Raw genomic sequence first — 15,542 nt, forward strand, 5'->3', positions numbered from 1 at the left:
AAGGGGGTATAACTACTTCTGTAAGTTCGCGATAGCGTCGCCGAACTCCGACACGTCTTCAAACGCGCGGTAAACGGATGCAAAGCGTATATAAGCCACTTTGTCTAAGTTGACCAATTGGTCCATCATCAAGTTACCTATCATCTCTGATTTAACTTCACGCTCACCTGTCGCTCGCAGCATCGACTTAATTTTAGTTAAGGACTGCTCGATTTGGTCCATCGATACCGGTCTTTTCTCTACCGCTCGAAGCATGCCACCACGCAGTTTATCTTCATCGAAAGGTTGACGACTACCGTCTTGTTTAACCACACGAGGCATCACCAGTTCAGCACCTTCAAATGTAGTATAGCGCTCATGGCATTGCACACACTCTCGACGACGACGTACCTGATGGCCATCTGCGACAAGTCGCGAATCAATCACTTTAGTGTCTGTTGCGCTGCAAAATGGACAATGCATCTAGCCTCCGGTCAGGTATTAAAACGACTTATATAAACGATTTAATAAAAAATCATTATCAATTACCAACAAAAATGGCCGCATAAATGCGGCCATTAAAGTTTACCTGATTTAACGCTTAAGGTTAACCGTAAACAGGGAACTTAGCGCACAATTCAAGAACCTGTGCTTTTACACGCTCGCTAACAGCAAGATCTGTAATATCATCAAGTACATCACACATCCAGTGAGTCAGCTGCACAGACTCTTCTTCACCAAAACCACGTCGAGTAATCGCAGGTGAGCCAATACGCAGACCAGATGTCACAAATGGTGAGCGCGGGTCATTAGGTACTGAGTTTTTGTTGACAGTAATGTTGGCATTACCGAGCGCTGCATCAGCTTCTTTACCGGTAATATCTTTGCTGATCAAATCAAGCAAGAACAGGTGGTTATCAGTACCACCAGAAACAACATCATAGCCACGTTCAATAAACGTGCGAGCCATTGCTTTTGCGTTTACCACCACTTGCTCTTGGTATGTCGTGAACTCTGGCTCGAGCGCTTCTTTGAATGCAACTGCTTTAGCAGCGATAACATGCATCAAAGGACCGCCTTGACCACCAGGGAAGACCGCTGAGTTTAGCTTTTTATAAATAGCTTCATCATCGATGGCAGAAAGGATCAAACCACCACGAGGGCCCGCTAATGTCTTATGCGTTGTCGTTGTCACAACATGTGCGTGTGGAAGTGGGTTTGGATAGATACCCGCAGCAACAAGACCTGCAACGTGCGCCATATCAACAAATAGGTAAGCACCTACTTTATCGGCGATTTCGCGGAACTTGCCCCAATCAACAATGCCAGAGTATGCACTGAAACCCGCAATAATCATCTTAGGATTATGTTCAACCGCTAGACGCTCAACTTCAGCGTAATCAATCTTGCCCGTTGACTCGTCAATGCCGTACTGAACCGCATTATAGAGCTTACCAGAGAAGCTGACATGTGAGCCGTGAGTCAAATGACCACCGTGAGCAAGACTCATACCTAGAACCGTGTCACCACCTTGAAGAAGGGCCATAAATACGGCTGCGTTAGCTTGTGAACCAGAATGCGGCTGAACGTTAGCATACGTTGCACCGAACAACTCTTTAGCACGAGATATTGCGAGTTCTTCAACAATATCAACATGCTCACAGCCACCATAGTAACGCTTACCAGGGTAACCTTCGGCATACTTGTTAGTAAGCTGAGAACCTTGAGCTTCAAAAACGCGTGGGCTCGTATAGTTTTCTGAAGCAATAAGTTCGATGTGCTCTTCTTGACGGCGAGTTTCATCTTCAATCGCTGCAAACAATTGTGGATCGTAATCCGCGATATTCATGTCTTTTTTCAGCATTATTTACTCCAGCTGTAAATTCTTATAGTAGGGTTGCGCGGTATGATACAGCGCAATTGATCACAATCCCAGCATTAGAAACATGAAATTACTTGCAATTTCCCATGAGCGATATTTCAACAATAGCAAATAGACGCCGTAAACTTGCTCAACGATTGTATTACATAGAAAAAACGCCTTTAATCTATTGATTCATTACTTTGTGGTGTAAATCTAGAAAACTCTGTTCTGCAAACACTCCAGCCCTGACATCATTTAATGGCCCATAATGGCAATAACACCGATACGCGATGTCTTTCTGTTATTCATTACTCCTCCGTCCAGTATCAATATATAAAATACAATCTAGTATGCCCCTCAGTAACGGTTATTTTTGGAGATATTAGCCAATCCCCAAATGTAGAACAGTACTTTTATTTAACTAAGCTGCGCCTAAGATAAAGATCAGATTTAAGTTAGGCGGTGATTCGAGTAGAATTGCTGCCATTCCCAGTCAAAGAGAAATAAAATGGCTCAGTTTGTATACAGCATGCTTAGAGTGGGCAAGATTGTTCCGCCTAAAAAGCAAATTCTAAAAGATATCTCCTTAAGCTTTTTCCCTGGTGCCAAAATTGGTGTGTTAGGGCTCAATGGTTCAGGTAAATCAACTCTGCTACGCATCATGGCCGGTCTCGATACCGAAATTGAGGGCGAAGCAAGACCAATGCAAGACCTAAAGATTGGTTACTTACCGCAAGAACCAAAACTTGATCTAAATCAGACGGTTCGTGAAGCTGTTGAAGAAGCGGTTTCCGATGCCAAAAATGCCCTCGTAAGACTCGATGAGGTTTACGCGCTTTATGCAGAGCCAGATGCTGACTTTGATGCACTCGCTAAAGAGCAAGGCCAACTCGAAGCCATCATCCAATCACAAGATGCTCATAATCTTGATGTCGTTTTAGAGCGCGCTGCTAATGCACTGCGCTTGCCTGATTGGGATGAAAAAATTGCAGTGCTATCGGGTGGTGAAAGACGCCGAGTGGCTATTTGCCGTCTGCTGCTTGAAAAACCAGACATGCTACTGCTTGATGAACCCACCAACCACTTAGATGCTGAATCAGTCGCTTGGTTAGAGCGTTTTCTGCAAGACTATGTGGGGACTGTCGTGGCAATTACCCACGATAGATATTTCCTCGACAATGCGGCGGGTTGGATTTTAGAGCTCGACCGTGGTGAAGGGATCCCATGGGAAGGTAACTACTCTTCATGGTTAGAGCAAAAGGATGCTCGTTTACAGCAAGAATCTGCAACTCAAAGCGCTCGTCAAAAGACCATCGCTAAAGAATTGGAGTGGGTACGCCAAGGTGCTAAAGGACGTCAATCAAAAGGCAAAGCACGTATGGCTCGCTTTGAAGAGCTTAATACCAATGACTATCAAAAGCGTAACGAGACCAACGAACTGTTTATTCCACCAGGACCACGCTTAGGTGACAAGGTGATTGAAATTAATCGCCTGACAAAATCCTACGGCGACCGGGTGTTAATTGATGACTTGAGTTTTGCCGTCCCTAAAGGGGCGATTGTCGGTATTATCGGTGCCAACGGTGCAGGTAAATCAACACTGTTCAAAATGATCTCTGGCGAAGAACAGCCAGACAGCGGCAGCGTTGAAGTCGGTGAGTCGGTACAAATTGCTTCAGTAGATCAGTTCCGTGATTCGATGAATGACAAGAACACCGTCTGGCAGGAGATCTCTGGCGGCCAAGATATTATGCGAATTAACAATTCTGAAATATCAAGCAGAGCCTATGTTGGCCGCTTTAATTTCCGTGGTGGCGATCAGCAAAAGATCATTGGCACCTTATCGGGTGGTGAACGTAACCGTGTGCATTTAGCCAAACTGTTACAAGCCGGTGGCAACGTGCTACTGCTCGATGAACCTACCAACGACCTCGATATTGAAACACTACGAGCACTTGAAGAAGCGCTACTAGAGTTTCCTGGTTGCGCCATGGTGATTTCGCATGACCGTTGGTTCCTTGACCGTATCGCGACGCATATTCTCGATTATCGTGATGAAGGTAAAGTGAACTTCTATGAAGGTAACTACACCGAGTATTCAACCTGGTTAAAAGAAGAAATGGGCACTGACGTTGTTGAGCCTCATCGCTTAAAATACAAACGAATGAGTAAGTAACACTTCAATTATCCACTGTTAAACAGAGACTTAGGTCTCTGTTTTTATTTCTACAATCTAAACCTACTCCGTATTTTTCTGCCACATCTCAGAGGCATACACCTCAATGCCGCAAAAAATACTGGTGACATCGGATGCTATTCAAATATGAAAGCAGGTAAAAGTTATCAACTTTTCATTGGTGTATCTTCTAACTTCTAATCCCAAAAGCAAGGCATAGAGTTTCTCGATACAAATACCGCATTTGCCTTTAGCTCACTCACTGTTCGAGTAGGCTGAATAACAACAACAAAAACTCATCACAGCTTATTTTCAATTTCACAACAAAATAAGCTCAAATTATGAGATGCTAGTTTGTAAATCAGTGGAATAACAATAAGTGTAAATACCATGGATGAAAAAATTACTCAGCCACAAGACAATACGCCTCCTCAAACTGTTAGTGCACCTAAAGATATAAAACCAAAGAAATTTTTAAACAGCATTAATCATTTTCGTGGCATCGCTATCATCTTTATTGTTATGGCGCACTGCTACCGCCCTGCCGGGTGGCAAATTGAAACTTTTGCCGACAAAGCTTGGTTTAATTTAATGATGAATGGCACGGTCTTTTTTGTGTTTATTTCAGGCTTTCTGTTTCACCATGTATTTTATAACCGCTGGGATTACAAAAAATACATGAAGAGCAAAACTAAGTTTGTTTTTCTGCCCTATTTACTGCTGTCGCTACCTTGGATTGTCTGGCATCTCACCGTTGGAACCGAGCCTGCATTACATGTTCTTTATGCCGATATAACAGCGCCTGCAGAGGCTGCCAGTTGGTATGTCATCACCGGCCGTACATTAACCGCCTACTGGTATATTCCAATGGGTATGATGCTTTTTGCCCTGTCACCGTGGGTAATGTACTTAATTAAAAAACAACACGTCATGTATTGGGCTGTTGCGCTGCTTGCTATTGCCGTGATGGTGCATCGGCCAATTTCCAACCTTAATGCTATTCAATCCTTGGTTTACTTTCTCCCGGTGTATTTACTGGGGGTGTGGGGCTCAGCACATCGCGATAAGCTGTTCCCGTTTATTGATAAGTACTGGATCCCTATGTTTATTTCAGCCATTGCATTGGCATTGATTCAAGCACAATTTTTTGGTGCTGGCGTGCTTAATAAAGCGCCATTTGAAATGACTGTGCCAGACCTGATGCTACCGCAAAAACTGTTACTGACATTGGTGATCTTGGCCATTTTGAACAAGTTTGAACATATTTCAATCGCGCCACTGCAAAAGTTAGCGGAGGTGAGTTTTGCCATTTACTTTATCCACCCGTGGCTTACTACGCCTTGGTGGATGATCTACGATAGCCCAGATTTATTCGGCCTCGCAGGTAAAGGCAACATCTTCACTACGTTAATTGTCACGCTCATAGTGGTCGCCATCTCGTATATGATCGCCGTGTTAATCAAAAAATTATTAAGTAAACGCAGCCGATACCTTATTGGTTGGTAGTCATTTGTACAAAATAATAAGAAGTATAAAATGAATAAAATTTATTGCCTTGCATTACTGGGGCTGACATTGCAGGGCCCACTAGCACGCGCCGATGCAGCAACTGAGTTTGATGGCCCTTACGTGATAACCCCGATATCTGGCCAAAGCACGGCTTACTGGATCTGTGACAATAAACTCAAAACGACCTCGATAGACAAGCTGCAAGTGAATCGACCAGAGCATTGCGGGGATTTACCCGAGGCTAAGATCTCAAGCGAGATTAAGCAGCTCATGCCTGACACTTACGTAGGTATTAAAAAGGTGGTCGCGTTAAGTGATGTACACGGCCAGTATGACGTGCTGATGACTCTGCTTAAAAAGCAAAAGATTATTGATAGTGAGGGAAATTGGGCCTTCGGCGAGGGGCATATGGTGATGACGGGGGATATTTTTGACCGCGGCCATCAAGTCAATGAAGTGCTGTGGTTTATGTATCAGCTCGACCAACAAGCTAGAGATGCTGGCGGCATGGTACATCTATTAATGGGCAATCATGAACAGATGGTACTCGGCGGTGACTTGCGCTATGTACACCAGCGTTATGATATAGCCGCAACCCTCATTAATCGCCCCTATAACAAGCTCTACGGCGCAGATACTGAAATAGGTCAGTGGTTAAGAAGTAAAAACACCATTATCAAGATCAACGATGTGCTGTATATGCATGGTGGGATCAGCAGTGAATGGATCAGTCGAGAGCTAACCTTAGCCAAAGCGAATGCCCTGTATCGAGCTAATGTGGATGCGTCGAAAAAATCACTAAAGGCAGATGACTTACTCAATTTCCTTTTTTTTGGAAACGGGCCAACTTGGTATCGAGGCTACTTTTCAGAAACATTTACCGAAGCTGAACTGGATGCCATTTTGCAACACTTTAATGTTAGTCATATCGTGGTCGGACACACCTCCCAAGAACGGGTCTTAGGTCTATTTCACAACAAGGTGATTGCCGTTGATAGCAGCATAAAAGTCGGTAAATCAGGTGAACTGCTATTACTGGAAAATAACCAGCTTATACGCGGGTTATATGACGGAACACGTGAAACACTGCAGGCAAATAGCCGTAATCAATAAAAAGTCCTCTAAGCTAGATAGTAAGCAAAGCAGTATGGTGGCGGTCAATAAGTGACAGCCACCTAATTCATTTTGGTTGACCCTCTAACCATTATTCATTTAGCACACTCTGTCAGTCAACACGCTTATCTGCGCTTCATTACTCAATAAACCCCACCTACAGCGCGACAAGTGATACACAAACTCAAGAGATGATACCTAGATGTTAACTCAGCCGTTTTTTTGTACCGAGACTGTAAATAACTAAACGCTAATTTTCTCTACTTTACATTGCTTTACCCTACTGAGGCTGTTTTTTTCTTAAAATACACCCAACTTCGGCTGTCTTAAGTAATCACTCATGAAAACCTCATATTTTCTCATTCCTATCTTGCTGATACTGGCCGGTACGCTGACGTATAGCCGTTTATCTGAGGCTAAAAAACCGGTTTCAAAAGAGCGAGCAGTTCGTACAGTCCCCGTGATAACCGGGACTGTTGAGCAACATGATTTAGCACAATCGCTATCACTCGTTGGTAAACTTGATGCTGAACAGTCAGTGTTTATTGCACCGCAAATCGCGGGGAAAATACGTGCGATTAATATCAGCTCAGACCAAGAGATAAGCGAAGGCCAACTACTCATTCAACTTGATGATGCAAAAGCGCAAGCAGCACTAGCAGAAACCGCTTCATACCTCGCGGATGAAAAGCGCAAACTCAAAGAGTTTTCAAAACTGATTAGCCGCAATGCCATTACCCAGACTGAAATTGATGCACAAAAAGCCAATGTTGATATGGCAACAGCCAGACTCGCAGCAGCCCAAGCCGACTTGGATTATCACTATTTAATCGCTCCCTTCTCGGGAACTGCAGGTTTAGTCGACTTTAGCCAAGGAAAGATGGTGACGGCCGGAACGGAGCTCATCACCCTCGACGACCTGTCGAGTATGCGCTTAGATCTTCAAGTCCCAGAGCATTACTTAGCCTTGCTAAGTCCCGGAATGACAGTGGTCGCTACTAGCCGTGCTTGGCCAGATACCCACTTTACCGGTGAAGTCATTGCAATCGATTCTCGCGTCAACCAAGACACCTTGAATTTGCGCGTTAGGGTCCAATTCACCAATCCTAATCATCACCTAAAGCCTGGCATGATGATGTCTGCCACCCTGGTTTTTCCGACAGTCTCTGAGCCGGTTATTCCCGTGCAAGCATTGGAGTATTCCGGTACCAATCGATTTGTTTATGTCATTGGAGAAGACAATATCGCTAAGCGCACTAAAGTGACCTTGGGTGCCCGCATCGATAATGAAGTATTGATCACTAATGGCTTAACCATTGGCGATAAGGTCGTCGTACAAGGGCTGGTCAATATGCGCGATGGTTTACGTGTCGAAGATTTAACAACTCCCTCAGTGATCGCCAAAGAAGCTGAACAGCTTACAGAACAAGCTCGAGGTAGCATTTAAATGTGGTTATCAGATGTATCCGTCAAACGTCCTGTGGTGGCGATTGTTTTAAGCTTACTGCTGTGTGTATTTGGCGCAGTCTCGTTTAGTAAGCTCTCTGTGCGTGAAATGCCTGACGTTGAAAGTCCAGTCGTCACAGTGATGACCACCTATGATGGTGCCTCGGCGACCATTATGGAGAGTCAAATCACCACCGCATTAGAAGATGAACTTACCGGTATTAGCGGCGTAGACCAAATTGAGTCGGTGACCCGTAACGGCATGAGTCGGATAACAGTGACCTTCTTTTTAGGATGGAACCTAACTGAAGGGGTCAGCGATGTACGTGATGCTGTCGCCCGCGCTCAACGCCGGCTGCCAGATGAAGCAAAAGATCCTATCGTTTCAAAAGATAACGGCACCGGTGAGCCCTCGGTATACGTTAACTTGAGTTCCTCAATAATGGATAGAACTCAACTTACCGACTACGCCCAGCGCGTACTTGAAGACCGATTCAGCCTCATCAGCGGCGTGAGTAGTGTCGACATCTCTGGCGGCTTATACAAAGTCATGTACGTTCAACTCCAACCAGAACTCATGGCTGGCAGGCAAGTGACTGCCAGCGACATTATTAAGGTTCTCAATCAAGAAAACGTAGAAACCCCAGGCGGTGAAGTCAGAAATGACACCACTGTGATGGCCGTAAGAACGGCAAGGCTATATCAAAAACCTGAAGATTTTGACTACCTAGTACTGCGCAGATCGAGTGATGGCACACCGGTTTATTTAAAGGATGTCGCTAATGTCTTTATTGGTGCAGAGAACGAAAACTCGACGTTTAAAAGTGATGGCGTCGTCAATATCAGTTTAGGCGTGGTACCGCAATCCGATGCAAACCCGCTTGAAGTTGCTCAAGATGTGCATAAAGAAGTCGACCGCATTCAGCAGTTTCTTCCTGAAGGAACAAAGTTAATCGTCGACTATGACTCCACCGTGTTTATCGATCGCTCTATTGATGAAGTGTTTAATACCTTAGCGGTAACGGCTTTACTGGTGATATTGGTGCTGTACATTTTTATTGGCCAAGCACGCGCAACGCTTATTCCTGCCGTTACCGTGCCAGTGTCTTTGATCTCAGCCTTTATTGCCGCTAACACTCTGGGTTTTTCGATTAACCTATTGACCTTGATGGCGCTAATTTTATCCATTGGCTTAGTGGTCGATGACGCCATTGTGGTGGTTGAAAATATCTTCCACCATATTGAAAAAGGGGAGCCCCCTCTCCTTGCTGCTTACAAAGGCACGCGTGAGGTTGGTTTTGCGGTTGTCGCCACCACTGCTGTACTGGTGATGGTGTTTCTACCCATTTCATTTATGGAAGGCATGGTTGGCCTGCTATTTACCGAATTTTCGGTGATGTTGGCAGTATCCGTTATTTTTTCCTCGATTGTCGCATTAACTTTAACGCCAGTACTGGCCAGTAAACTGCTAAAAGCAAATGTTAAGCCGAATCGATTCAATATTTGGATAGAGTCCATGTTCGCGCGCCTAGAACGGTTCTACCGACGCATGGTTAGCAAAGCGGTGTCATTAAGATTAGCGGCACCACTGGTGATTATCGCTTGTATTTTAGGCAGTTGGTTTTTGATGAATCAAGTGCCCGCTCAGCTTTCCCCACAGGAAGATAGAGGAGTAATATTCGCCTTTATCAAGGGTGCAGAAGGTACCAGTTACAACCGTATGGCCGCCAATATGGAGATAGCCGAAAAGAAACTCATGCCGCTATTAGGCCAAGGTGTGGTCAAGTCCTTTAGCATTCAAGCTCCCGCTTTTGGTGGTCGTGCTGGTGATCAAACTGGCTTTGTGATTATTCAGCTAGAAGATTGGAACGAACGTGACATCAATGCCCAACAAGCGCTAGGCGTCATTGCCAAAGCCTTAAAAGGGATCCCCGATGTAATGGTGCGCCCAATGTTGCCTGGCTTTAGGGGCGGTTCGAGCGAACCAGTACAATTCGTTTTAGGGGGCTCAGATTACCAAGAATTATTTAAATGGGCGTCCGCGCTGGAAGAGGAAGCTCTGTACAGTCCAATCCTAGAAAGTCCTGAAATTGACTATAAAGAGACCACACCGGAACTGGTGGTCACGGTTGATCGTGAACGCGCAGCTGAACTGGGCGTTAGCGTGGCAGAAGTGTCTGAAACTCTAGAGGTCATGTTAGGTGGCCGCAGTGAAACCACCTTTGTCGAGCGTGGTGAAGAGTATGACGTCTATCTTCGTGGTGATGAAAATAGCTTTAACAGCGTTGCCGATCTCAGCCAGATTTATATGCGATCCGCAAAAGGAGAGCTCATTACGTTAGACACTATCACCCATATTGAAGAGGTCGCTTCAGCGCAAAAGCTAAGCCACAATAATAAACAGAAGTCGATAACCCTTAAAGCCAACTTAGGCGAAGGTTACACTTTAGGTGAAGCGTTAGACTTTTTAGATCAAAAAGCGATTGAGATGCTGCCGAGCGATATTTCAGTGGCTTATACCGGTGAGTCAAAAGACTTCAAAGAGAACCAGAGCAGCATATTTATCGTATTTGGTTTAGCACTACTGGTCGCCTATTTAGTGCTTGCAGCGCAATTCGAAAGCTTTATCAACCCGTTAGTGGTGATGTTTACCGTGCCTATGGGCATATTCGGTGGCTTCTTAGGGTTATATTTGACGGGTCAAGGGCTGAACATTTATAGCCAAATTGGCATGATCATGCTTATCGGTATGGTGACCAAAAACGGCATTTTGATTGTTGAATTTGCCAACCAGCTTAGAGATAAAGGCTTGGAGATAGAGCAAGCAATTATTGACGCATCGGCAAGGCGTTTGCGCCCTATTCTAATGACCGCTTTTACCACACTGATTGGTGCGATACCTTTGATTATGTCAACGGGTGCAGGCTCAGAAAGTCGTATTGCCGTAGGTACAGTCGTGTTCTTCGGCATGGCATTCGCCACATTAGTCACACTACTGGTGATCCCCGCCATGTATCGATTGATCTCGGGGGCGACTAAGTCACCAGGGTATGTAGAGGCTCAGCTCGATAAAGCCATTGCTGAGCAGGAGCTAAAACTACAATAAATATCAAAGTTACATCGCTTAAAAGGGCTTGCTAGCGCAAGCCCTTTTATTGTGTCAGTCACCTGGTGCTGAATCTGCCTATCTCAAGCTAGGACAAATGGAGTAATGTTAGAAGACGCTGTAATAAATGCCTTCGCTCCATAGAACAAATTAACTTACCCATAAAGCTAAACCAAATGTTGGACAATTTAGCCCCTCTAATACACAGTTTTGTAAAACCCTACTACAATTAAAAGTATATTCAACTGGTTGAAAGTAAGTGGTCTTTAACCTCAGATAAGACGGTTAAGCTTATGATTAAGTCTAAAATGCCCCCTCGAGTAATTGAAACTATTAATATTAATGGCAAGTATTTTGCTGACCGACGTGCTGTATCCAGCGAGCAAACGACTGACAATACTCAAGTCGAAGCCTATGAGCGTAGACGCAAAAATAGCAGTCATAGATACACCAATATCGACATTTGGGTCTAATATCAACTTACTTACTGCACTTTGTATTGCCACCGAATAACCCTATATTGGGTGCGATGGGAATAAGCTCTGCTTATGCTCAGCTGTCACTAACGTTAACTATCTGCTTTTAATCTCTCGCGACGCTTCACTCCTTTACCAGCCTAATGTATTGTCTTGATCGCTACTTTCTAAAAATGGTCATCCCGTGAAAAAAATTGCTCTGTTTGTTGATGTACAAAATATCTACTACACCTGCCGACAAGCCTACGGTCGTCAATTCAATTACCGTAAACTTTGGCAACACCTTGGCTATGAAGGCGAGATAACCAATGCCACAGCTTACGCTATTCATCGTGGCGATGACGGTCAGTTAAAATTCCAAGATGCGCTGAAACACATAGGTTTTGAGGTCAAGCTCAAGCCTTTTATACAACGCAGTGACGGTTCGGCTAAGGGTGACTGGGATGTGGGGATCACCATCGACATTATGGAAGCCGCAAGTGACGTTGATTGTGTGATTCTACTGTCAGGAGATGGCGACTTCGACCTGTTGATGCTAAAAATCTACCAAAAATATGGCGTTGAAACCCAAGTGTATGGCGTCCCAGGTTTAACGGCAAAATCCTTGATCGACTCTACAGGTCAATACCACGAAATTGATGATAGCTTGTTACTCTAAATTGCGACCTTGTTAGCTGACTAAAGTGTAGCGAACAGCCGATGTTGAATATCGCTCGCAATGCTGCTTCATCGTTACTGCAAACCTAAACCTGCAAAAAGCCTTTAACGGTTTCATTAAAGGCTATTCCGAGCAACCCCTCTTAAACTCGATAAAGCTGTTCTACATATTTAGGCGCTTGGCTTTGCCAATCAAAACGTTGCTGTTTCGCTAATCGCTCCATCGAATGCCATTTGTCACTCTGATATAGCGCCATAGCACCTTCAAAAGTAGAGACAAGCGCAGCGCCTTGTTCAAACACATTGCTTCCTTCAAATACAAATCCCGTTTCTAAATGATGCACCGTATCTTTAAGTCCACCCACGTGATTGACTAAACAAAGCTGCCCTTCTCGCATGGCTAACATTTGACTAATGCCACAAGGCTCAAAGGAGCTCGGCATCAGAAACAGTGAACCGTGTTGGTAAAGCGCCGTAGACACCCCTTCATCATAACCATCAAGAAAGATAAAATTAGCATTGCGAGCAGCAACATCTGCAAACTCACGTGCGATTTGAGGATCGCCGCTGCCCAGCAATACAAACTTGCCGTCAGGCGCTAGCAACGCCATGCGCTCAAGTAAAACTTGCAGCACCGTTTTGCCACGCCAGCACGCTTCAACCACCTCATCAGCAAAACGATAGCGTAAAATCATCACTTTTTGGTCGGTGAGTCGACCAACAGAGGTCATTAGAAAATCAGCTTCACTGGTTAATGCTGAATCTTGCTGCCATTGATGCAACCGAGACAGCGCAATAAAATCCTGACTGCTGACATGCTCTCTCCCCATTTGCCAACGCAGCAATGCTGATTCAGCTTGAGCTAACAATGCTTGCCAATCGTTAAGCGGGAATACACGCGGAGCAGACAGGTTGCCCCCCATGTCTGTGACTTTACTTAACGGCAGTGCGGGGTACATGCAACCATTCAAAATACCAATAAGGCTTTGCTGGTCAAGCTTTGCTTGCAAGTCAGCTTCCAGCCCTTCCCCCCCAAAAAAACCTCGGCTATGTGCTGAAGGCTGTAACACCTCTGCGGCATAACTGGGTGACACCAAATGCACCTTATCGCTCAAGACAATCGCGGCTCGTAGTGGGTTAACACAATTGGGATACCTTGGGTCGGTAATCGCTGCAAACTGTTGCTCGCTTAGCCTATCCGTTAGCGTCGGCAACCAAGTCGAAAGTGAAGAGCTATCATTGCTAAGTGGTCGAATACCTTGCAGTGCCAAATTGTGAATTGTAAACACACAAGGTAGCGTTTTAAGTGAATGAAAATGGCTATCAAATGCCCGCAACAGTGCAAAAATACCACAGTGCCAATCATGCAGATGAATCACATCGGGCGCTGGCGATATCACCTGACTTGGCTCATCCGCTGCAATGGCTAACAAATCATCACTCAATGCCTTGGCGACAGATAAACTAAACAGGGCGAACTTAGTCGCATCATCTGCAAAAGGACGCGCTGCATCGCCTTGGGAATAGATCTCGCCATTAGTGTTAAACAATGGATGTGAGAACAGATAGAAATAGCGATTATCCAGACTCGGATGAACCGCTTTATAGACAGTAACCTGCTCTTCTCGTCCAGAGAAATTAACCTTGATCTCTGCAAGCCACTGCGCATTAGCAGCACGGTCCAAAAAACCATAACTGGGCATAGCCACATCAACGGCAACGTTGAGCTTTGCTAACACGAGTGGCAGATCCCTGATAACGTCCGCCATGCCGCCCACTTTACCGCCTTCGATAGCAGCGTTTTCAGCCGCTAACATCAATATTCTGGGCATGATCTTATGCTCAGATTGATGATGTGTTTTGTTGCCAGTGATATGGCTTGCAACATTAACTGCTGGTTGTTCATTTGCCATCGTTTACTCGTACCCCACTGGCAGACCCAACATGTCTCGCGTGACCAGCACCACACCTTTCTCGGAAACTCTAAAACCTTTGGCGCGATCATGGTCAAGGTTATAACCAATCACACTGCCTTCTGGAATGATGCAGCCGCGATCGATAATGGCATTTTTAATCTTGCAGTTTCGAAGCACCACCACGTCAGGCAGGATCACGGAGTCTTCAACCAATGAGTATGAGCAAACCCTCACCTCATTAAACAGCACGCTGCGCCGCACCGTTGCGCCAGAGATAATGCAGCCACCCGAAATAATCGAGTCGAGTGCCATGCCACGTCTGTCGTCATCATCAAAGACAAATTTTGCTGGCGGTAGCTGCTCTTGATAGGTCCAAATAGGCCATTTAGCATCGTATAAGTTTAACGCTGGCGTGGGCGACAATAGCTCCATATTCGACAACCAGAATGAATCGAGCGTACCGACATCGCGCCAATAAGCCTCTTCATTTGGAAATGCGCTTCTAAATCGATGGGCAAAGACCTTGTGATCTTCAATAATCGACGGAATAATATCTTTACCAAAGTCGCGCTCAGAGTTCTCATTTTGCGCATCACGTTTAAGCTGCTCGAATAAAAATTCGGTGTTAAATACATAGTTGCCCATGGACGCTAAACACTTTTCAGGGTCTTCAGGTAGGTGTTTTGGTAATTCAGGCTTCTCTTCAAATCCTAAGATCCGTCCAGACTCATCGACCTCAACAACACCGAATGCACCAGCCGCTTCAGGCGTGGGCACTTCTAGGCAAGAGACGGTCATATCTGCCCCCGACTCAGCATGCGTGGCTAAAAGTCCCGCGTAGTCCATGCGGTAAACATGGTCTCCCGACAAAATCATCACGTATTTCGGTAGTTCGTGGCGAATAATATCAATGTTTTGAAACACAGCATCGGCAGTGCCTTGATACCAGTTTTCAGAGTAGCGCTGTGAGGCCGGTAAAATCTCAACCGATTCGCCCAACTCTTTCTTAAAATGACCCCAGCCCCGCATAACATGACGGATAAGCGAGTGTGACTTATATTGCGTCACCACCCCAATACGGCGGATCCCGGAGTTAACGCAGTTCGATAATGGAAAATCAATGATCCTAAACTTACCTCCAAAATACAGTGACGGCTTAGCACGCCATTCGGTGAGTTCATGTAGCCTAGAGCCCCTGCCACCCGCAAGAATAATGGCATAGGTATCGCGCGTTAAATTACTAATGTAGCGTGGATCATTGCTCATACTGGTTCACTCCTTGAACGTACATTATTGATAT

The 15,542-nt window shown here is 45.1% G+C and carries 11 protein-coding genes; 7 read left to right on the plus strand and 4 right to left on the minus strand.

Features of this window, described 5'->3' with window-relative positions; all coding sequences use genetic code 11:
• Nucleotides 1-12: 12 nt before the first annotated feature.
• Together nrdR and glyA are read right to left on the minus strand one after the other, a co-directional pair.
• Nucleotides 13-462: a transcriptional regulator NrdR gene (gene nrdR, locus CXF86_RS02410; RefSeq protein ID WP_101090589.1), complete on the minus strand. Its 450-nt coding sequence runs from the start codon at nucleotides 460-462 to the stop codon at nucleotides 13-15.
• A gap of 124 nt (nucleotides 463-586) precedes the next feature.
• On the minus strand, nucleotides 587-1,843 hold the full coding sequence (gene glyA / locus CXF86_RS02415; RefSeq protein ID WP_101090588.1) for a serine hydroxymethyltransferase: 1,257 nt from the start codon (nucleotides 1,841-1,843) through the stop codon (nucleotides 587-589).
• A 508-nt stretch (nucleotides 1,844-2,351) separates the two neighbouring features.
• Here glyA and ettA point away from each other — a divergent pair.
• From ettA to CXF86_RS02450, 7 genes are all read left to right on the plus strand, one after another.
• Nucleotides 2,352-4,019, plus strand: coding sequence for an energy-dependent translational throttle protein EttA (gene ettA / locus CXF86_RS02420; protein ID WP_102038263.1), 1,668 nt, complete (start codon nucleotides 2,352-2,354; stop codon nucleotides 4,017-4,019).
• Nucleotides 4,020-4,409: 390 nt separating this feature from the next.
• Nucleotides 4,410-5,525, plus strand: coding sequence for an acyltransferase family protein (locus CXF86_RS02425; RefSeq protein ID WP_232775138.1), 1,116 nt, complete (start codon nucleotides 4,410-4,412; stop codon nucleotides 5,523-5,525).
• Between the two features lie 30 nt (nucleotides 5,526-5,555).
• Nucleotides 5,556-6,641, plus strand: coding sequence for a shewanella-like protein phosphatase (locus tag CXF86_RS02430; RefSeq protein ID WP_102038264.1), 1,086 nt, complete (start codon nucleotides 5,556-5,558; stop codon nucleotides 6,639-6,641).
• Between the two features lie 340 nt (nucleotides 6,642-6,981).
• A complete protein-coding gene (locus CXF86_RS02435; protein ID WP_102038265.1) occupies nucleotides 6,982-8,088 on the plus strand; it encodes an efflux RND transporter periplasmic adaptor subunit in 1,107 nt (368 codons plus the stop codon).
• On the plus strand, nucleotides 8,089-11,193 hold the full coding sequence (locus CXF86_RS02440; RefSeq protein WP_102038266.1) for a multidrug efflux RND transporter permease subunit: 3,105 nt from the start codon (nucleotides 8,089-8,091) through the stop codon (nucleotides 11,191-11,193).
• 293 nt (nucleotides 11,194-11,486) lie between these two features.
• Nucleotides 11,487-11,666 carry a hypothetical protein gene (locus CXF86_RS02445; protein ID WP_102038267.1) on the plus strand — a complete coding sequence of 60 codons (180 nt, stop codon included), beginning with the start codon at nucleotides 11,487-11,489 and terminating at the stop codon, nucleotides 11,664-11,666.
• Nucleotides 11,667-11,853: 187 nt separating this feature from the next.
• A complete protein-coding gene (locus tag CXF86_RS02450) occupies nucleotides 11,854-12,327 on the plus strand; it encodes a LabA-like NYN domain-containing protein (protein ID WP_101090582.1) in 474 nt (157 codons plus the stop codon).
• Nucleotides 12,328-12,469: 142 nt separating this feature from the next.
• On the opposite strand, the gene CXF86_RS02455 is transcribed toward CXF86_RS02450, so the two are convergent.
• Nucleotides 12,470-14,143, minus strand: a complete 1,674-nt coding sequence (locus CXF86_RS02455) for a glycogen synthase (protein WP_374702315.1) — start codon at nucleotides 14,141-14,143, stop codon at nucleotides 12,470-12,472.
• Nucleotides 14,144-14,242: 99 nt separating this feature from the next.
• A complete protein-coding gene (gene glgC, locus CXF86_RS02460; protein WP_101090581.1) occupies nucleotides 14,243-15,508 on the minus strand; it encodes a glucose-1-phosphate adenylyltransferase in 1,266 nt (421 codons plus the stop codon).
• Nucleotides 15,509-15,542: the final 34 nt, after the last annotated feature.

It is taken from the genome of Shewanella sp. GutCb (assembly GCF_002836135.1).
GTDB lineage: Bacteria > Pseudomonadota > Gammaproteobacteria > Enterobacterales > Shewanellaceae > Shewanella.